Genomic DNA, 17,912 nt, shown 5'->3' with positions numbered 1-17,912 from the left:
GGCAAGATAGCGCGCTTTGTCACGTCGAGGGAGCGAAAGCCGCATGGTTCGATACTACCTGGGAAAGATGCGCGGCGCGCCGGCCGTCAGGCCGCGTCCGCCGTGGCGCGACGCGCTGTGGTCCTGGCTGGGCGCCTTCCTGGGCATGGCGGGGGTGGGCGCGATCAGCGAGCACTCGATTTCGGCACAGCCGCTGCTGATGATCGGCTCGTTCGGCGCTACCTCGGTATTGCTCTATGCCGCCCCCGAGAGCCCGCTGGCCCAGCCGCGCAACGTGCTGGGCGGTAATGTTCTCTCGGCGCTGATCGGTGTCGCCTGCTGGCAATGGCTGGGCGACACCTGGCTGGCCGGCGCGGTGGCGGTGTCCACCGCGATCCTGGTCATGCAGCTCACCCATACCCTCCATCCGCCCGGCGGGGCCACGGCGCTGATCGCGGTGATCGGCTCGGGCCAGTTGCATGCTCTGACCTGGCAGTACGCCTTCGTGCCGGTCGGGGTGGGCTGCCTGCTGATGCTGAGTGTCGCCGTGCTGGTCAACAACCTGGCGCGGCACCGCCGCTACCCGCTCCACTGGTGGTAACCCGGCCGCCGCTCACGAGACGCTGTCGATCAGGCGCTGGTGCAGATAGAGCATGACCTGCACCTCGTGGTCGGCGCGCAGCGGCTCGAGGCCGAGTTCGCCGAACAGGTCATTGCGCGCCCGCTCCCATTCGCCCGGCTGCAGGTCGGGGTAGAGACTCGTCACCGGCGCCAGCTCCACGAAGGGGTCGACGCCGAAGGTGTCGAAAATCCGTGACAGCGCCGCCTCGTCGTCGCTGATGCCGGTGGTGTAGAGCGTGGCGCTGAAGTGGTCGCCCTCGAGCTCCTTGAGCACGTCGAGCGGGCTGACCCCGAAGGTGCGCAGCTCGTCCAGGCTGTAGTCGCCGAGCGCGGCCAGCTCCTCGCCGAGCCAGTCGTCGTCGGGCTGGATCAGGGTATGCTTGATCTGGCCGTCGGGCAGCGCCCAGGCGATGGCCAGCGGCAGGGCGTCTTCCTCGCCGGTCTCGACGGCGATGAAGCCGGGAAAGTCGCTCATCGGGCGTTCTCCTCGAGCTGAAAGAAACGGCGGGCGGTGGCGGTGGTCTCGCGGGCGACCGTCGCTGCCGCGTCGCCGCGCCAGTGGGCGATCTCCGCGACGATCCACGGCAGCAGCGCCGGTTCGTGGCGGCGCGCCCGGGGCCTGGCCGGCAGGTTGCGCGGCAGCAGGTAGGGGCAGTCGGTCTCGACCATCAGCCGGTTCAGCGGGATGTCGGCGAGCAGCTCGCGCAGGTGATGGCCGCGCCGCTCGTCGCACAGCCAGCCGGTCAGCCCCACATGCAGGTCGAGATCCAGGTAGCCGTGCAGCACCTCGCGCTCGCCGGTGAAGCAGTGCACCACCGCATCGCGGATGTCGTCGCGCCAGCTGGTGAGCATCTCGAGCATGCGTCGCCCGGCATCGCGTTCGTGAAGAAACAGCGGCAGTCCGTTCTCGGCGGCCAGGGTGAGCTGGGCCTCGAAGGCGCGCTCCTGCTCGGCGGGGGTCGAGAAGTTGCGGTTGAAGTCGAGGCCGCATTCGCCCACGGCGACCACCGCCGGATGCCGATGCAGCTCGGCGAAGCCCGCGGCCAGCTCGGTGTTCCACTGGCTGGCTTCATGGGGGTGAATGCCGGCGGTGGCATACAGCCCGGCGTGATGCTCGGCGAGCTCGATCGCCTGGCGGGCGTGGCGCAGGTCGGTGCCGGTGACGATCAGCGTCTCGACGCCGGCCGCCCGGGCGCGCTCGATCACCGCCTCGCGGTCGCGGCCGAAGCTGTCGTGGGTGAGGTTGGCGCCGATGTCCACCAGCGGGGCCGGGGCCTGAAAGCGCAGCGCTTCCGGCAGGGGAGAATCGTCGCGGGTATCGGGCGTGTCGGGCATGCGCCGCTCCTTGAGTCACTGTGGCGCGCATTGTAACGCGATGGCCGGTCCCGCCACAGCGGGGGCCGGGTGCGTTACACTGGGCGTTTCTGACATCCCCCGAAGTGAGGTAGTGCGTGACACTGCTACGTCTGGAACAGTTGCATCTGGCCTACGGGCCGCATGTGCTGCTCGACGGCGCCGACCTGGTCCTGGAAAAGGGCGAGCGTCTGGCGCTGGTCGGCCGCAACGGCACCGGCAAGTCGACCCTGCTCAAGCTGATCAGCGGCGAGATTCTTCCCGATGACGGCCAGGTCTGGCGAGCTCCCGGGCTGCGCGTCGGCGTGCTGGCCCAGGACCTGCCCGCGGCCAGCGGCGAGACGATCTTCGATGTGGTGGCCCAGGGGCTGCCCCGGGCCGGGGCGTTGCTGGCCGAGTACCATCATCTGGTGCAGTCGGCCGAGCCGGACATGGCACGCCTGGCGCAGCTGCAGACCGAGCTCGAGTCGATCGACGGCTGGTCGTTCCATCAGCGCATCGACACCGTGCTGACGCGCCTGGGCCTGCCCGAGGACGCGCCCATGTCCGAGCTCTCGGGCGGCTGGCGTCGGCGCGTGGCGCTGGCCCGGGCGCTGGTCGCCGAACCCGACCTGCTGCTGCTCGACGAGCCCACCAACCACCTCGACCTGGACACCATCACCTGGCTCGAGGAACAGCTGGCTGCCTTCCCGGGCGCCGTGCTGTTCATCACCCACGACCGGGCCTTCCTGTCGCGCCTGGCCACCGCCATCCTCGAGCTCGATCGCGGGCGGCTGGGGCGCTACCCGGGCGACTATGCGCGCTATCAGGCGCAGAAGACCCACGAGCTGGAGGTCGAGGCGCGCGAGAACGCCGAATTCGACAAGAAGCTGGCCCAGGAGGAAGCCTGGATCCGCCAGGGGATCAAGGCCCGCCGGACCCGCAACGAGGGGCGCGTGCGCGCGCTTCAGGCGATGCGCCAGGAGCGCGCCGAGCGGCGCGAGCGTCAGGGACGGGCGACGATTCGCGTCGACACCGGCGAGCGCAGCGGCAAGCGGGTCGTCGAGCTGACCGGCGTCAGCCAGCGCTATGGCGACGACTGGATCATCCGTGACCTGAACCTGGAGATCCAGCGCGGCGACCGGGTGGGGCTGATCGGGCGCAACGGCGCCGGCAAGACGACGCTGCTCAAGATCCTGCTCGGCGAGCTCGAGCCCACCGAGGGGCAGGTACGCCTGGGCACCAACCTGCAGGTGGCGTACTTCGACCAGCTGCGCGCCGGCCTCGAACTCGAGAAGAGCGTCTACGACAACGTCGCCCAGGGGCGCGATCGGGTGACGATCGGCGGCAAGGATCGCCACGTCATCAGCTACCTGCAGGACTTCCTGTTCACCCCCGAGCGCGCTCGCCAGCCGGTCAAGGCGCTGTCGGGCGGCGAGTCCAACCGGCTGCTGCTGGCCAAGCTGTTCACCCAGCCGGCCAACGTGCTGGTGCTCGACGAGCCGACCAACGATCTCGACGTCGAGACGCTGGAGCTGCTCGAGGAGCTGCTGCTCGACTTCCCGGGCACGCTGCTGCTGGTCTCCCACGACCGGGAATTCATGGACAACGTGGTCACCGACGTGCTGGCTTTCGAGGGCGACGGCCGGGTCAGGGCCTATGTCGGCGGCTACAGTGACTGGATCCGCCAGGGCGGCAAGTTGCCGCCGGCACCCTGGGTCTTCGACACCGCCCGACGTACGGCCGGGCCCGCCAGTGCGGCGGTACCTTCCACCGAAGCCGCTGCACCCGAGACGCCCGCTCGCCCCGCAAGGCGCCCGGCCAAGCTGTCCTACAAGCTGCAACGGGAGCTGGATGCGCTGCCGGCCACCATCGAGGCGCTAGAAGCGGACATTGCCGACTTCGAAGCCAAGGTGGGGGACCCGGGGTTCTATCAGCAGGAGGCGACCGCGGTGACCGCGACGCTGGAGGCGATGACCGCCAAGCAGGCGGAACTCGATGCGGCGATGGAACGCTGGATGGAACTCGAGGCGATGGCCGACGGCGAATCCTGAGGCGGCCCCGGCGGCTGCCGCCGGGGCCCGAGGATCACTCTTCGGTATCCTCGCCTTCCTTGCCGACGCGCACGGCCAGCACATCGCACTCGGCGCCGTGCAGAACGCCGGTGGAAGTGGAGCCCAGCAGCAGCGCGAAGCCGTGACGGCCGTGGGAGCCGACCACGATCAGGTCGACCTCGTTCTCCTTGGAGAAGCGATGGATTTCGGTGTCCGGCATGCCCACCACCACATGCTGATCCTCGCGGGGGACGTCATGGGGGTCGGCGACCTCGGCCAGGCGGCTCTTGGCGTGCTCGTCGAGCTGATCCTGGATGCTGGTCAGGTCCATGGGGATGTCGCCGCCGTAGGCGAAGCCCAGCGGCTCCAGGGTGTGAATCACCGACAGCTTGGCGTTGTTGCGGCGCGCGATGGGAATGGCGCGCTCGAGAACCCTGTGGGAATCCTTGGTGAGGTCCACCGCCACCAGGACGTGATGGTATTCATTGCTCATGGGAAGCCCTCCCTTGTCGACGAATGGTCGACTTCACTCTACGGCGTCGTTTTGTGCTTCACAACGACCCATATCAACGTTTTAGGAGATTTCGATGACCTTCTGGCTGGTCCTGGGACTGGCGCTGCTGGCGATGCTGTCGCCGGTGGTGTGGCTGCGTCCCTCGCCGCGCGAGCGGCGCCTCGTGGGGCTGCGCGAAGCGGCGCGCGAGGCGGGCGTGTCGGTGCATTTCGGCAAGCCGCCGCTGCACCAGCCGGAAGGGGGGCTGGTCGCCTATCGCTGGCGCTATCCGCAGACGACTCCCGGGCCGCGCTGTGTCGCCGTGCGGGACTCCCACGCCAGCGAGGCGCTCAAGCCGTGCGCCGAGGGCTGGCGCTGGCGGATCGAGCCACTGCGGCCGCTCACGCAGGAGCAACGTGTGGCGCTGGAGGCGGTGCTGGTGCAGCTGCCCGGGGATGCCCTGGTGCTGGAGTCGACCCGCGACTTCCTGTGGCTGTGGTGGCGGGAATCGCAGACGGCGACGGCGTTCGAGGCACTCGATGCACGGCTGGGCACGCTGCGTGATGCCCTGGCCGGCAATGAGGCGCGCCGGGGGCCGCCCGGCGCGCCGTGCTAGAGCGGCGGCCCCGGGAGGCGGGCCGCGCGGGTGTCAGCAGTCGTCGCTGCCCGGCTTGCGGGTCTGCAGGCGCAGGGCATTGCTTTCGACGCGAGTCAGCAGTTCGTCGAGGACTTCCAGGTCCTGCTGGGCGATGCCGGCCAGCATCTCGGTACGCGCCTGGGTGACGATGGTGTCGATCTGCTCCAGCAGCGGCGTGGCCTGCTGCGTGAGAAAGACTTGCTTGGTGCGGCGGTCCTCGGGAGACGGGCGGCGCTCGACCAGCCCCTGTTCGGCCAGCTGGTCGAGCGTGCGCACCAGCGAGGGCGCCTCGACGCCGATGGCGCGGGCCAGGTCGCACTGCGGCTGGCCGTCACCCATCTGCCAGAGATGGTAGAGCGTCACCCAGCGCGTCTGGGTCAAATCCAGCGGCGCCAGCCGTTCGTCGAGAATGGCGCGCCAGAGGCGCGGCAGGCGTGTGAGCTTGAATCCGATAGTTTCAGGCATTGGAGTTGTCGTTTCGCAGGCTAATTTCATGCTTGATTTTCCGGGTACTGCCGGGTAATGCAACCCCCCGGAGCGATTCAGTGTCAGTCCGCGCCGGGAATCAGCTGGCGCAGGTCGAGCCCCGGCACGCCTGCCGGGGAGCGGATACGGCCGTCGGCCCGGTCGGCCCGGCGCGCCTCCTCGGCGACCGAGAAGCGAATGACCCCCAGGCGCTGCCCGGTGGCGGTCATCACGTCGATCCGCCAGTGGCCGGCGGACGCCTCGGGAAAGTGCTGCTTGTGGGTCCAGGCGCGATACCCCCCGTCACGGCCGCCGTGAATGATCAGCGGAATGCGGTCGATGATCTCTCCCTCATGACGCCAGACATGGTAGACCTTCTCGCGGAGCCCGCGCGGGGCGCGAATGGCGGTGTAGGCGTAAAGCCCGCGTTGCTGCAGGTTGGCTTCGGTCAGCGCCATGGACTCCACGGGGCGGCGCTGCCCGGCATCGAAACCGGGAGACAGGGCGCTGCCGGTGATCCACAGGGTCGCCGGCGGGATCCAGGCACGTCCGGCCCAGGCGCCGGCGCCCAGCAGCATGGCCAGCCCCAGCATCGCCAGCCAGCGCAGCAGGCCGCGCGGCTGCAGCAGGTGCACCAGACTCGGCAGGCTGAACACCATGGTGGCCAGCACGGCGAGCAGCAGCGTTTCCCCGGTGGTCAGGTGCAGCATGATGGGCAGCGTCACCAGGATCACTAGAAAGACACACAGGGCGTGAAAGGCGAAATACAGCCAGCGGTGGCGCTCGGCGAGACGAAAGTAGAGCGGGTCGAGGATCGACAGCACCCCGCAGCCGACCATGGCGAGGGTGAACAGGGCCTGACCACTGCGCCACACCGTGGTGGCCAGCAGGAAGGGCAGGGTGAAGAACAATGTCTCCTGATGAATCATCTGCGCGATGAAGGTGGTCACGCCGCGGGGCAGGGTCGGGTAGCCTCGGCGTGCCAGCAGCCGGCCGATGAGGCTTTCCGACAGCAGCAGCACCCAGGCCAGCAGCAGTCCCAGCGCCAGGAAGGCTCCCAGGGACTGCTGCCGATCGACCAGAAAGAAACTCAGCGCGCCGATCAGAAAGGCGATGGGTGGCCAGAGCCAGGCATAGGGGCGCAGGTGACGCACCGCCTGTTCGGTGAACTGGTGCAGGCGCAGTAGACGTGAAGGTGCGGCTGGGGTCATGACGGGGCCAGTGTATTCGAGTCATGATGCATGAGGCGCGCATCCTAGCAGGTGTGCCCGCTCACCGGGAGTCGCTCGATGGCGACGCTCGGGCCGGTGTGGCGGGCGAGGCTTGACGCGGCCACGGCGCGTACGCCAAGCTAGGACGTATTCAAACGCTTGTATGAATGCCTTTCCTTCCAACCGCGGAGATCGGTCCATGCTCTATCAAGGCAGTGCGTTATCGGTGACGACGGATGGCGACGGCATCGCCACCCTGACATTCGATCGGGAGGGCGAGTCGGTCAACACCCTTTCCAGCCGGGTGATCGGCGAGCTGCAGGACGCCGTCGGTGCCATCGAGGCGGCGACGGACCTGACCGGCCTGATCCTGGCCAGCGCCAAGTCCGCCTTCATCGTCGGTGCCGACATCACCGAGTTTCACGGCCTGTTCGCCAAGGGCGAGGACTATCTGGTCGAGATGAACCAGACCGTGCATGCGCTGTTCAACCGTCTGGAGGACTTGCCGTTTCCCACCGTCTCGGCGATCAACGGCCTGGCGCTGGGCGGCGGCTTCGAGATCACCCTGACCACCGACTTCCGGGTCATGGCGGAGCGCGCCGAGGTCGGCCTGCCCGAGACCCGGCTGGGCATCCTGCCGGGCTGGGGTGGATGCGTGCGGCTGCCGCGTCTGGTGGGTGCCGACAATGCCATCGAGTGGATCGCCGGCGGTACCCAGAACAAGGCCGCCGAGGCACTGCGCATCGGCGCGGTGGACGCCGTGCTGCCCGCCGAGGAATTGCTGGAGGCCGCCCGCGACATCCTGCAGCGCGCCAAGCGGGGCGAACTCGACCACCAGGCGCGCCGGGCGATGAAGACCGGCCCGCTGGGGCTCAACGGCGTCGAACAGATGATGGCCTTCGAGACGGCCAAGGGCTATGTGGCCGGCAAGGCCGGGCGGCACTATCCGGCGCCGGTCGAGGCCGTCAAGGTGGTCCAGAAGGGCGCCGGCGAGTCCCGGGAGCGCGCCCAGGCCATCGAGGCGAAGGCCTTCGCGAAACTGGCGTTGACCGATGTCTGCTACAACCTGGTGGGGCTGTTCCTCAACGACCAGCAGGTCAAGAAGAAGGCCGGTGCCTACGAGAAGCAGGCCCCCGAGCTGAACCACACCGCGGTGCTGGGCGCGGGGATCATGGGGGGCGGCATCGCCTACCAGAGCGCGTCGAAGGGCGTGCCGATCCTGATGAAGGACATCCGCGAGGAGGCGATTCAGCTGGGGCTCAAGGAAGCCCGCAAGCTGTTCGTCAAGCAGGTCGAGCGTGGCAAGCTGGATACGGCGACCATGGCGGAACGCCTCACCGGCATCCGCCCGACGCTGTCCTACGGCGATTTCGGCACGGTGGACCTGGTGGTCGAGGCGGTGGTCGAGAACCCCGACGTGAAGACGGCGGTGCTCGGCGAGGTCGAGGCGGCGGTCGGCGAGGGCACGATCCTGGCCAGCAACACCTCCACCATCTCCATCTCGCGCCTGGCGAAGGCCCTGAAGCGCCCCGAGAAGTTCTGCGGCATGCACTTCTTCAACCCGGTGCATCGCATGCCGCTGGTCGAGGTGATCCGCGGCGAGCACACCGGCGACGAGGCGGTAGCCGCCACGGTGGCCTATGCCCGGCGCATGGGCAAGACGCCGATCGTGGTCAATGATTGCCCGGGCTTTCTGGTCAACCGGGTGCTGTTCCCCTATTTCGGCGGCTTCGAGCGGCTGCTGGCGCAGGGCGCCGACTACGAGCACGTCGACAAGGTGATGGAGGGCTTCGGCTGGCCGATGGGGCCGGCGTACCTGCTCGATGTAGTAGGGCTCGACACCGCGCGGCACGCGGCCGAGGTGCTCGCCGAGGGCTTCCCCGATCGCATGGCCCAGCAGGACGGCTCCGTGGTCGCACGGCTGGTCGACGACGGCCGCCTCGGCCAGAAGAACTCGCGCGGCTTCTATCGCTACGAGGAGGACCGCAAGGGCAAGCCGCGCAAGGTCCGCGACGAGGAGGCGCGCGCCCTGGTCGCCGAGAGCGTTCAGGACACCCGCGAGCTGGATGACGAGGCCATCATCGCGCACCTGATGGTGCCGCTGTGCCTGGAGACGGTGCGCTGTCTGGAGGACGACATCGTCGGCACGCCCGCCGAGGCCGACACGGCGCTGATCTACGGCATCGGTTTCCCGCCGTTCCGTGGCGGGGCGCTGCGCTACATCGACGTCATGGGCCTGGAGGCCTTCGTGGTGCTGGCCGATCGTCTCGCCGAGGAGCACGGCGCGCTGTATCGCCCCACCGAGCGGCTGCGCGAGATGGCCGCCAATGGCGAACGTTTCTATCCGGCCACCGGCGACTCCGCCGCCCGCTGAACCACCACTTTCAGGAGAGTTGTCATCATGTCCTTGAACCCTCGCGATATCGTGGTGGTCGATGCCGTTCGTACCGCCATGGCCAAGGCCAAGCACGGGGCCTTCCGTCACGTCCGCGCCGAGACCCTGTCCGCCGAGGTGATGCAGGCCCTGTTCGACCGCAACGACCGGCTCGATCCGGCCAGCGTGGACGACGTGATCTGGGGCTGCGTCAACCAGACCCTGGAGCAGGGCTACAACATCGCCCGCAACGCGGCGATTCTTACCGACATGCCGCGCACCGTGCCGGGCCAGACCATCAACCGGCTATGCGGCTCCTCGATGAGCGCCCTGCATATCGCCGCCGCCAACATCCGGGCGGGCATGGGCGATTTCTACATCATCGGCGGCGTCGAGCACATGGAGCACGTGTCGATGATGCACGGCGTCGACATCAATCCCGGGGCCAGCCGGCATGTCGCCAAGGCGGCGATGATGATGGGCCTGACCGCCGAGCTGCTGGGCAAGATGCACGGCATCACCCGCGAGGAGCAGGATCGCTTCGGGGTGCGCTCCCACCAGCGGGCGCTGCTCGCCAACGAGAAGGGCTACTTCGACAACGAGATCATCGGCGTCGAGGGGCACGATGCCCGGGGGCGGCGCTGCCGGGTGCAGCGCGACGAAGTGGTGCGCGAAGACGCCAACCTGGACGACATGGCCAGGCTCAAGCCGGCGTTCGACCCGCGCAACGGCACGGTGACCGCCGGTACCTCCTCGGCGCTCTCCGTGGGCGCCTCGGCGCTGGCGGTGATGAGCTACGAGCGGGCGCAGGCGCTGGGCGTCGAGCCGCTGGCGCGCGTGCGCTCCACCGGCGTGGCGGGCTGCGATGCCTCGATCATGGGCTACGGCCCCGTGCCGGCCACCCACAAGGCGCTCAAGGCGGCGGGCCTGACGATCGACGACATCCAGACCGTCGAGCTCAACGAGGCCTTCGCGGCCCAGTCGTTGCCGGTGCTCAAGGATCTCAAGCTGATCGACCGCCTCGACGACGCCGTCAACCTGCACGGCGGGGCCATCGCCCTCGGCCATCCGCTGGGCTGCTCCGGGGCGCGCATCTGCACCACCCTGCTCAACGTGATGCGCCAGCAGGACACCTCGCTGGGCCTGGCGACCATGTGCATCGGCATGGGCCAGGGCGTGGCCACGGTGTTTGAGCGCATCGGCTAAGCGTCCGATATTATCCGCGACAGTAATGACGACGGCGCCGAGTTCGGCGCCGTCGCCTTTTGGGTGAGGCGGCGTCAGTCGCGCTGTTCGTTGTAGGTAGCGTAGCAGGGCGCGGACGCCGGCAGGTCCTCGCAGTCGCGATCCTCGGCGTCCAGAGCATCCAGCACCGCCTGGCGCAGCACCGGCACGTGGGAGTGTTCCAGATCCCGTGCCGCACTCAGCAGTGTCAGGCGGCCCTGGCGGGCCAGGCGCATCAACGGCAGCAGGCAGTCCGGGTCGCGGTCGATCTCGTCGCGATAGCGACCGGCAAAGGTGTCGTCGTCGATCTCGCCGCGATGCTTCTGGCGACGCAGCACCGGGGAGGGCGAGGCATCCCGGTACCACTGCGTCAGCGCCAGGGTGTCGCGGCGCTTGCCGCGGGGCCACAGGCGGTCGACCAGTACCCGGGCACCGTCGTCGTCAGCAGCCTCGGCGTAGATACGCTTGCAGCGGATGTCGTGGCGCATGGTGATTCTCCTGTCAGTCTCAGCCTAGCGTTCGCGATTCGTGTCATCCAGCGATACGGGGCGGGGCCATCGGGTATACTCGCCGGGTTCCAACGGGAGAGAGTTCGTGAGCGACCGTCGCATTACCGCCCTCGATGACCTGGGGTGCGTTCGCCCCATCGGCAAGCTCGAGGCGCACCGCCGGGGCACCCGCCACCTGGCGATCTCGGTGTTCGTCTTTCGCGGGCGCGAGACGCTGCTGCAGCGGCGTGCCGCGGGCAAGTATCACTCGCCCGGGCAGTGGGCCAACGCCTGCTGCTCGCATCCCGACTGGGGCGAAACCGTCGAGGCCTGTGCCGCGCGCCGGCTCGAGGAGGAGCTGGGGCTGGTGCTGGTGCTGGCGCCTGCCGGCCGCCTCGACTACCGGGCCGAGGTGAGCGGCGGGCTGATCGAGCACGAGCATGTGCAGGTCTTTGCGGCGGACTGGGACCCGGCGGCGACGCTCGCCCCGGACCCCGCGGAGGTCGCCGAATGCCGCTGGGTCGATGTGGCGGCCCTCAGGCAGGAGGTGGCCGCGAATCCGCGGGCGTTCACCCCCTGGCTGCGGATCTATCTGGAACGGGCCGCGGAGACCGGGATTCCCCGGCTGGCGGGCGATGGCTGACGGGATCGCCGGCCGATCACCGGCGTGCGGTACTTGCCGTGCCGGGCAGGGCGGCACAGGCCGCACTCGACTCGCCGAGGATCTCGGCGCTTTCCACGCTCTCGGTCTCGGTGACCGTGCGGCTCAGCGCGGTGCAGAAGGCGTCGAAGGCTTCGCCCATCTGCCCGGGGCTGCGGTGAATTTCTATCTCCACATGGCCGAGCTCGGGCAGGCCCTCGCCGGCGTCGACGATACGGCAGCCGGCCGGCACGCTGCGCGGCGTCTTCACGGTCAGCGCCAGCCCGGACTGCACCGCCACGTTGACGCCGGTGGGCGAGGGGCTGGTGTAGCGCACGTCCCAGCTGCGCGATGCCCGCCCCAGGGCGGCGAAGGCATGGGCCCGGAAGATGCAGCCTTCCGGATTGAGGGCCAGCGGCAGGTGCGTCCACTCCGCCAGATCGACGGAGTCGGCCACCGCCCAGACCATCGGCTCCCGGCCCAGCAGCTCCCCGGTATGCGTGGGGCCGTGGCGCACCGCGAGCACCACGTCGAGCAGCCCTTCCTGAAAGCGCTCGATCAGGCTGGCGCTGATGTCGCAGACGAGCTCGAGGCGTACCTCGGGGTGCTCCCGGGCGAAGGTCGGCAGCAGCTCGGGCAGGTAGGCGCCGGCCTGCTCCTCGGAAATCCCCAGACGGATCGTCTCGCCCTGCCGGTCGGCGCCCATCATGCGCTTGGCTTCGTCCTCCAGCTTGAGCATCTGGCGCGCATAGGGCAGCAATCGCCCGCCGGCCGGGGTCAGCAGCACGCTGCGGCTGGTCCGCTCGAACAGGCTCTCGCCCATCCGGTCTTCCAGGCGCTTGATCTGCAGACTCACCGCCGACTGGGTGCGGCAGAGGATCTTTCCCGCCGCACTGAACCCCTCGCATTCCGCCACGGTCACGAAGGATCGCAGCAAGTCGGTATCCATGGTCTATAAGGCTCCCAAATCAATCTTATCTTAATCATTCATTTTTATTATGGAGTCGGCGGCTCTAGGCTGTCCAGGCGTTATCGAAGGCCAGAGGAGCTTACCGCATGCACGCCAACGCCGCCGAAGCCGGGGACACCACGTCGGCCCTGCAGGGCATCGTCGATCTTCAGCGTTACCCCATCACCCAGCTCTCGGGCGACGCCGGCCAGGCGCTGATCGATGCCTGCCGCCGGCAGCTTGCCGAGGATGGCTGCGTCGTCCTCGAGCGGTTCGTGCCGGAAGAGGCGCTGGCGCGTCTCGAGCGCGAGACGGAGCGCCTGTCCCCCGAGGCGCACTACAACCAGAACGAGACCAATCCCTACAACTCGTCGGGCGACCCGAGCCTGCCGGATTCGCATCCGCGCAACCGCTTCGACGATCGCACCAACGGCTTCGTCGCCGGCGATCGCATCGATGACTCGACGATCATCCGTCAGATCTACCGTCACCCGGATTTCCAGCGCTTCATCGCCACCGTGGTGGGCGTCGACGAGATCCACCAGTACGCCGACCCGCTCGCCGACCTGGTGGTCAACGTGCTGCGCGAGGGCTGCCAGCACCCGTGGCACTACGACACCAACGAGTTCATCGTCACCATGATGACCCGTCAGTCGGAAGGCGGCGGACGCTTCGAGTACGCGCCCGGCATCCGCAGCCCCGAGGGCGAGAACTTCGAGGGTGTGCAGGAAGTACTCGACGGTGACCGCAGCCGCCTGAAGTCGCTGGACCTGAAACCGGGCGACCTGCAGATCTTCTTCGGCCGCTATTCGCTGCACCGGGTGACCCCGGTGGAGGGCCAGCGCGAGCGGCACACGGTGATCTTCGCCTATGCCAAGGAGCCGGGCTTCATCGGTCAGCCGGAACGCGCCCGGCGCATCTTCGGCCGCATGGCACCGGTTCACGAGCGCATGCTCGGTGAAGGCCGCACCCGGCGCAGCGACAGCCTCGCCGACTGAATCTCCGTCACGTCATGGCCCGGCGTCACGGGACGCCGGGCCCAGCAAGGACTCTTTCATGAATTCCATCGAATCCGATCGTCTGACCGACAGTGAACCGGATCAGATTCCGGTCATTCCCTCCGCGCCGATGGCCAACGGCGACAGCATCCCCACCGCCTTCGATCCCAAGCAGCTGCGGGCCGGTCGCCTCCAGCGCCTGCGCGCCATGATGGCCGAGCAGGGCTACGCCGCCGTGGTGCTGTTCGACCCCTACAACCAGCGCTACGCCACCGGCTCGCGCAACATGTTCGGCTACTTCCTGCGCAACTCCACGCGCTACATCTACGTGCCGCTGGAAGGGCCGGTGATCCTCTTCGAATATCCCGGCAGCGCCCACGTCTCGACCTGGCTCGAGACCATCGACGAGTCGCGCACCTCCAAGGTGGTGTGGTCGGCGGTCAACCAGCGCGACAACCTCTCCGCCGACCCCTTCGGCGTCGAGATCGCCGAGCTGATCGAGGCACACGGCAAGGGCAACAAGAAGGTCGGCCTGGACCGCTGCGCGCTGAACTTGGCGCGCTCGCTGGAGGCGCAGGGGCTCGAGGTGTTCGACTGCATGCAGGACACCCTGCACTGCCGGCGCATCAAGACCCCCGAGGAGGTCGCCTGCCTGGCCCAGTCGATGGCCGGCAGCGAAGCCGCCGTGGCCGAGGTGGAAGCGGCGATCAAGCCGGGCGTCACCGAGAACCAGCTGTTCGCCATTCTCTACGGCAACGTGATCGAGCAGGGCGGCGAGTTCATCGAGACGCGCCTGTTGTCTTCGGGTCCGCGCACCAACCCCTGGTTCAACGAGGCCAGCAGCCGGGTGATCCGTGCCGGGGAGCTGGTGGCGCTGGATACCGACACCATAGGCTGCCACGGCTACTATTCCGACTTCTCGCGGACCTTCCACGTCGGCCCCGGCCGGCCCACCGGCTACCAGCAGAGCCTCTACCGGATGGCCTTTGATCAGGTCCACCACAACATGGCGATCCTCAAGCCGGGCATGAGCTATCGCGAGATCGCCGAGCGCGCCTGGAAGATTCCCGAGCGCTTCCTCGACCGTCGCTACCCGTCGATCATCCATGGCGTGGGCATGCACGGCGAGACGCCGCTGGTCGCCCACCACATGGACTTCGACCGCTTCTCCAAGGACGGCATCCTCGAGCCGGGCATGGTGGTCTCGGTGGAGAGCTACATCGGCGAGGTCGGCGCCGCCGACGGGGTCAAGCTCGAGGAGGAAGTGCTGGTCACCGAGACCGGCATCGAAAAGCTCTCGCGCTATCCGTTCGATGAAGCCCTGCTTGGAAGAGAGCTTTAAGAGATTCTTTCCAAACGCTCGGAATGAACGATGGGCGCCGGGGGCAAGGCGAAGCGAGGGTCCTTTGCCATGGCCGGAAAGTGTTCCTTTCCATTCCGGCATTTCCGCCATCCATGGCGGTCAGATAGCAAAGGTAGCGCCCATGGAAGGGTTTACAGCGCCCTCGCGAAGGCTTGCCCCCGGGAAAGCCCATCCCGTTCTCCGGTTATGAAAGGTGTTCCAGGCCCCTACCCCTGACTGACGACCATATTCGCGAGAAAAGAGACGCTATGACAGACGTATACCACTGGATCGCCGGCGAGCGCCTGGCGGGCCAGCGCACCATCGACGTGATCAACCCGGCCACCGCCGAGCCGGTACGCCGCCTGTCGATGGCCGACACCGCCACCGTGCAGCGCGCCATCGACGCCGCCCGCGAGGCCCAGCCCGCCTGGCGCGACATGCCGCCGGCCAAGCGCGCTCAGGTGATGTATCGCTTCAAGACCCTGCTCGAACGCGACGCCGACGAGATCTGCGCGCTGATCAGCGAGGAGCACGGCAAGGTGCTCGAGGACGCCATGGGCGAACTCAAGCGCGGCATCGAGAACGTCGAGTACGCCTGTGGCGTGCCGGAACTCCTCAAGGGTGAGTACTCCCACAACGCCGGGCCGGCCATCGACACCTGGTCCAACCATCAGCCGCTGGGTGTCGTCGCCGGCATCACGCCGTTCAACTTCCCGGCCATGGTGCCGCTGTGGATGTACCCGATGGCGCTGGCCTGCGGCAACGCCTTCATCCTGAAGCCCTCCGAACAGGCGCCCTCGGCCGCCGTGAAGATGGCCGAGCTGCTCGACGAGGCCGGGCTGCCCCGCGGGCTGTTCAGCGTCGTCCACGGTGACCGCGAGGCCGTCGAGGCGCTGATCGAGGCGCCCGAGGTGCGGGCGCTGTCGTTCGTCGGCTCCACCCCCGTGGCGCGCAAGATCTACGAGGGCGGCACCCGGCAGGGCAAGCGCGTGCAGGCCCTCGGCGGCGCCAAGAACCATGCCGTGGTCCTGCCCGACGCCGACCTCGACAACGCCGCCAACACGCTGATCGGTGCGGCGTTCGGCAGTGCCGGCGAGCGCTGCATGGCGATCTCCGTGGCCGTGTGCGTGGGTGATGCCACCGCCGACGCCCTGATCGAGCGTCTGGCGCCTCAGGCCCGCGAACTCAAGATCGGCGCGGGCACCGAGAAGGGCCTCGACATGGGCGCGCTGATCAACGCCGGCCAGCGCGACAAGGTCGCCGGCTACATCGAGCAGGGCGCCGCCGCTGGTGCCGAGCTGGTGGTCGACGGCCGCGAGCATCCGCTGGTGGACGGCTCGCCGGGATACTTCCTCGGCGCCACGCTGTTCGACCGTGTCACGACGGACATGAGCATCTACCGCGACGAGATCTTCGGCCCGGTGCTGTGCGTGGTGCGTGTCGAGAGCTTCGACGAGGCTATCGCCCTGATCAACGCCCACCAGTACGGCAACGGCACCTGCGTGTTCACCCGCGACGGCGAGGCCGGGCGCCGCTTCGCCGACGCCATCGAAGTCGGCATGGTCGGCATCAACGTGCCGCTGCCGGTGCCGGTCGCCTTCCACAGCTTCGGCGGCTGGAAGGACTCGCTGTTCGGCGACCTGCACGCCTACGGCCCCGACGCCGTGCGCTTCTACACCCGGCGCAAGGCCATCTCCCAGCGCTGGCCCAGGCGCAGCGCCCAGGAAAGCGCCCAGTTCAACTTCCCCTCGTAAGCCCCACCACCGGCTGAGCCCACGCCCGCGCCGCCAGACGGCGCGGGCGTTCTTGTGTGTACGTCTTTCGTGTAACGCCATGTCACTCGGCGCTGATTCGCGATAGGTTAAGTCTGTTTAGAGATTGCCGATACAACCTGATGACACAGACGGTGGAGTGCTCAGTGCTTCGCCTGGCGGTAGCGTGGGGAAGCGGTAGTGGGGCAGGGGATCGTGTTGGTTCAAGGTGACTGAGCCGACAAAAGCAGCAGGCACGCGAATTCTGCATAACGCGCCGAACTTTTCTTAGTGTTTCTTAAAATCAAAAACTTATGAGCAAGAAGGTTGGCTAGATAAGATTGTTGAACGCGCCTGCTCATTCAATTGGTAAAGCGAGCGTGCTATCTAATACCTGTTAAAGTCTCAGGGGCGTTGAGTATGTACTTGGCGAACATTTTGGGTCTTCTTGTCGTTGGCTTCAGCGGTAATGCATACGCGCGGGGCGGAGTTGGCGGTGATCCAAGCGTACTATTCGGGGTGGTGATTCTGTTCGGTATTGGCGGCCTAGGAATGTGGCTCCATAAAACCTACCCAAATCTATTTCCAACTCTTGGTGGGTTGGTCATCTTGCTCATGGTTAGTCAGTTCCTTGCTGTCATTCTAATTGCGCTGGGAATTGTCGCGCAGAGCCATATCGTACACGCAATGGTAACCATTGCATTGGCGTTCGTTTTTGGGCCAGCAGTGTGGTCTAAAATTCAGGGCAAACCGTGAACTACTTTAACAAGGCGATTAAATTCGTTCTGGCCCGATGGGCCTCCACCGGGCGCCCTTGTCAGGGCGCCGTTTATTGCTGGCGTTAGATTTGATATGGAACGATTGCTGAATTATCTAGATGGACCATACAAGCAAGTTTTGGTCGACTTCACCAGCTCTCAGTGGATGGTGGAAGCAGATATCCCGACAGAGCCAGGGTGGTATTCGTTGTCTACCGATGCGCCACTGGAAGTGCTCGTCAAGTGTTCGCTCTGGCAAGAAACCTATAATCGCTTAAAAGACGGTGTCGAAGTTCCTGTGAAGAATTACGACATATCGAAAAGAGCAGCAAGGTACGAAGCGCAGAGGCCCGTCTACTGGAATCTACAGCATGTTTATTCTGGTTTAGCTTCATCGCTCAGGGCTCGTGCCCGCGAGCATACGTTTGCTGATCCTGGGACAGCAGGACTGGCTTTGGCTAGATATCCGCAACTCCACCAATTCACGTGGAAATTCCATTATTTGGAACTGCGGAATCGGCGGTCTCAAGTTCCAAGTGCAACGCTATTGAAGGGTGCTCGGACCGGCGACGGATTTCTTGAGCACCTCAGCG

At 67.1% G+C, this 17,912-nt stretch carries 18 protein-coding genes; 11 read left to right on the top strand and 7 right to left on the bottom strand.

Translation table 11 applies throughout. The annotated features are described in order from the left end of the window. The first annotated feature begins 43 nt into the window (after positions 1-43). Positions 44-580: an HPP family protein gene (locus G7A98_RS07150; RefSeq protein WP_163648933.1), complete on the top strand. Its 537-nt coding sequence runs from the start codon at positions 44-46 to the stop codon at positions 578-580. Positions 581-592: 12 nt separating this feature from the next. On the opposite strand, the gene G7A98_RS07145 is transcribed toward G7A98_RS07150, so the two are convergent. Together G7A98_RS07145 and G7A98_RS07140 are read right to left on the bottom strand one after the other, a co-directional pair. Next, complete coding sequence (locus tag G7A98_RS07145; protein WP_163648925.1) at positions 593-1,075, bottom strand: hypothetical protein; 483 nt, start codon at positions 1,073-1,075, stop codon at positions 593-595. Beyond that, the gene (locus G7A98_RS07140; RefSeq protein ID WP_163648923.1) at positions 1,072-1,935 is read right to left on the bottom strand and encodes a TatD family hydrolase; all 864 of its coding nucleotides are present in this window, start codon (positions 1,933-1,935) and stop codon (positions 1,072-1,074) included. Before G7A98_RS07140 ends, G7A98_RS07145 begins: the two co-directional genes overlap by 4 nt. Before the next feature lie 116 nt (positions 1,936-2,051). Between G7A98_RS07140 and G7A98_RS07135 the strand changes: the two genes are divergently transcribed. Next, a complete protein-coding gene (locus G7A98_RS07135; RefSeq protein WP_163648922.1) occupies positions 2,052-3,986 on the top strand; it encodes an ATP-binding cassette domain-containing protein in 1,935 nt (644 codons plus the stop codon). A 34-nt stretch (positions 3,987-4,020) separates the two neighbouring features. Here the strand turns inward: G7A98_RS07135 and G7A98_RS07130 are convergent, their stop codons facing one another. Next, positions 4,021-4,479 carry a universal stress protein gene (locus G7A98_RS07130; RefSeq protein WP_163648920.1) on the bottom strand — a complete coding sequence of 153 codons (459 nt, stop codon included), beginning with the start codon at positions 4,477-4,479 and terminating at the stop codon, positions 4,021-4,023. A gap of 94 nt (positions 4,480-4,573) precedes the next feature. On the opposite strand from G7A98_RS07130, the gene G7A98_RS07125 reads away from it, so the two are divergent. Further along, complete coding sequence (locus G7A98_RS07125; RefSeq protein ID WP_163648918.1) at positions 4,574-5,095, top strand: preprotein translocase subunit YajC; 522 nt, start codon at positions 4,574-4,576, stop codon at positions 5,093-5,095. Between the two features lie 33 nt (positions 5,096-5,128). Here the strand turns inward: G7A98_RS07125 and slyA are convergent, their stop codons facing one another. Beyond that, entirely contained in the window at positions 5,129-5,581 is a 453-nt protein-coding gene (gene slyA, locus G7A98_RS07120; RefSeq protein ID WP_163648916.1) for a transcriptional regulator SlyA, read from the bottom strand. An 83-nt stretch (positions 5,582-5,664) separates the two neighbouring features. After that, on the bottom strand, positions 5,665-6,792 hold the full coding sequence (locus G7A98_RS07115) for a DUF5924 family protein (protein WP_163648909.1): 1,128 nt from the start codon (positions 6,790-6,792) through the stop codon (positions 5,665-5,667). A 199-nt stretch (positions 6,793-6,991) separates the two neighbouring features. On the opposite strand from G7A98_RS07115, the gene fadB reads away from it, so the two are divergent. Both fadB and fadA read left to right on the top strand, forming a co-directional pair. After that, complete coding sequence (fadB, locus tag G7A98_RS07110; RefSeq protein ID WP_163648907.1) at positions 6,992-9,166, top strand: fatty acid oxidation complex subunit alpha FadB; 2,175 nt, start codon at positions 6,992-6,994, stop codon at positions 9,164-9,166. A 24-nt stretch (positions 9,167-9,190) separates the two neighbouring features. Then, the gene (fadA, locus tag G7A98_RS07105) at positions 9,191-10,372 is read left to right on the top strand and encodes an acetyl-CoA C-acyltransferase FadA (RefSeq protein WP_205596240.1); all 1,182 of its coding nucleotides are present in this window, start codon (positions 9,191-9,193) and stop codon (positions 10,370-10,372) included. Positions 10,373-10,446: 74 nt separating this feature from the next. On the opposite strand, the gene G7A98_RS07100 is transcribed toward fadA, so the two are convergent. Beyond that, positions 10,447-10,878: a DUF488 family protein gene (locus G7A98_RS07100; protein ID WP_163648903.1), complete on the bottom strand. Its 432-nt coding sequence runs from the start codon at positions 10,876-10,878 to the stop codon at positions 10,447-10,449. 106 nt (positions 10,879-10,984) lie between these two features. Here G7A98_RS07100 and idi point away from each other — a divergent pair, with 106 nt between their 5' ends. Then, positions 10,985-11,521 (top strand): isopentenyl-diphosphate Delta-isomerase, encoded by a 537-nt coding sequence (gene idi, locus G7A98_RS07095; protein WP_205596236.1) that lies wholly within the window; start codon positions 10,985-10,987, stop codon positions 11,519-11,521. Between the two features lie 16 nt (positions 11,522-11,537). Here the strand turns inward: idi and G7A98_RS07090 are convergent, their stop codons facing one another. Then, the gene (locus G7A98_RS07090) at positions 11,538-12,455 is read right to left on the bottom strand and encodes a LysR substrate-binding domain-containing protein (RefSeq protein WP_240464696.1); all 918 of its coding nucleotides are present in this window, start codon (positions 12,453-12,455) and stop codon (positions 11,538-11,540) included. Positions 12,456-12,574: 119 nt separating this feature from the next. Between G7A98_RS07090 and G7A98_RS07085 the strand changes: the two genes are divergently transcribed. The 5 genes from G7A98_RS07085 to G7A98_RS16600 all read left to right on the top strand — a co-directional run. Next, positions 12,575-13,465, top strand: a complete 891-nt coding sequence (locus G7A98_RS07085) for a hypothetical protein (protein WP_163648899.1) — start codon at positions 12,575-12,577, stop codon at positions 13,463-13,465. A 58-nt stretch (positions 13,466-13,523) separates the two neighbouring features. Continuing rightward, entirely contained in the window at positions 13,524-14,807 is a 1,284-nt protein-coding gene (locus G7A98_RS07080; protein ID WP_163648897.1) for a Xaa-Pro peptidase family protein, read from the top strand. 269 nt (positions 14,808-15,076) lie between these two features. Continuing rightward, entirely contained in the window at positions 15,077-16,564 is a 1,488-nt protein-coding gene (locus tag G7A98_RS07075; RefSeq protein ID WP_163648895.1) for a CoA-acylating methylmalonate-semialdehyde dehydrogenase, read from the top strand. Between the two features lie 417 nt (positions 16,565-16,981). Further along, positions 16,982-17,317 carry a hypothetical protein gene (locus tag G7A98_RS07070; protein ID WP_163648894.1) on the top strand — a complete coding sequence of 112 codons (336 nt, stop codon included), beginning with the start codon at positions 16,982-16,984 and terminating at the stop codon, positions 17,315-17,317. A gap of 96 nt (positions 17,318-17,413) precedes the next feature. Next, positions 17,414-17,912 (top strand): hypothetical protein (locus G7A98_RS16600; RefSeq protein ID WP_205596235.1); only part of this gene is annotated, 499 nt, incomplete at its 3' end.

It is taken from the genome of Modicisalibacter sp. 'Wilcox' (genome assembly GCF_010993675.1).
GTDB lineage: Bacteria > Pseudomonadota > Gammaproteobacteria > Pseudomonadales > Halomonadaceae > Modicisalibacter > Modicisalibacter tunisiensis.
This window is presented reverse-complemented; position numbering and strand designations above follow the sequence as displayed.

Bases quoted from the DNA above. Each gene is read 5' to 3' on its own strand.
- G7A98_RS07150 (WP_163648933.1), top strand. From the start codon at position 44: ATGGTTCGATACTACCTGGGAAAGATGCGCGGCGCGCCGGCCGTCAGG.
- G7A98_RS07145 (WP_163648925.1), bottom strand. From the start codon at position 1,075: ATGAGCGACTTTCCCGGCTTCATCGCCGTCGAGACCGGCGAGGAAGAC.
- G7A98_RS07140 (WP_163648923.1), bottom strand. From the start codon at position 1,935: ATGCCCGACACGCCCGATACCCGCGACGATTCTCCCCTGCCGGAAGCG.
- G7A98_RS07130 (WP_163648920.1), bottom strand. From the start codon at position 4,479: ATGAGCAATGAATACCATCACGTCCTGGTGGCGGTGGACCTCACCAAG.
- G7A98_RS07125 (WP_163648918.1), top strand. From the start codon at position 4,574: ATGACCTTCTGGCTGGTCCTGGGACTGGCGCTGCTGGCGATGCTGTCG.
- slyA (WP_163648916.1), bottom strand. From the start codon at position 5,581: ATGCCTGAAACTATCGGATTCAAGCTCACACGCCTGCCGCGCCTCTGG.
- G7A98_RS07115 (WP_163648909.1), bottom strand. From the start codon at position 6,792: ATGACCCCAGCCGCACCTTCACGTCTACTGCGCCTGCACCAGTTCACC.
- fadB (WP_163648907.1), top strand. From the start codon at position 6,992: ATGCTCTATCAAGGCAGTGCGTTATCGGTGACGACGGATGGCGACGGC.
- G7A98_RS07100 (WP_163648903.1), bottom strand. From the start codon at position 10,878: ATGCGCCACGACATCCGCTGCAAGCGTATCTACGCCGAGGCTGCTGAC.
- G7A98_RS07085 (WP_163648899.1), top strand. From the start codon at position 12,575: ATGCACGCCAACGCCGCCGAAGCCGGGGACACCACGTCGGCCCTGCAG.
- G7A98_RS07080 (WP_163648897.1), top strand. From the start codon at position 13,524: ATGAATTCCATCGAATCCGATCGTCTGACCGACAGTGAACCGGATCAG.
- G7A98_RS07075 (WP_163648895.1), top strand. From the start codon at position 15,077: ATGACAGACGTATACCACTGGATCGCCGGCGAGCGCCTGGCGGGCCAG.
- G7A98_RS07070 (WP_163648894.1), top strand. From the start codon at position 16,982: ATGTACTTGGCGAACATTTTGGGTCTTCTTGTCGTTGGCTTCAGCGGT.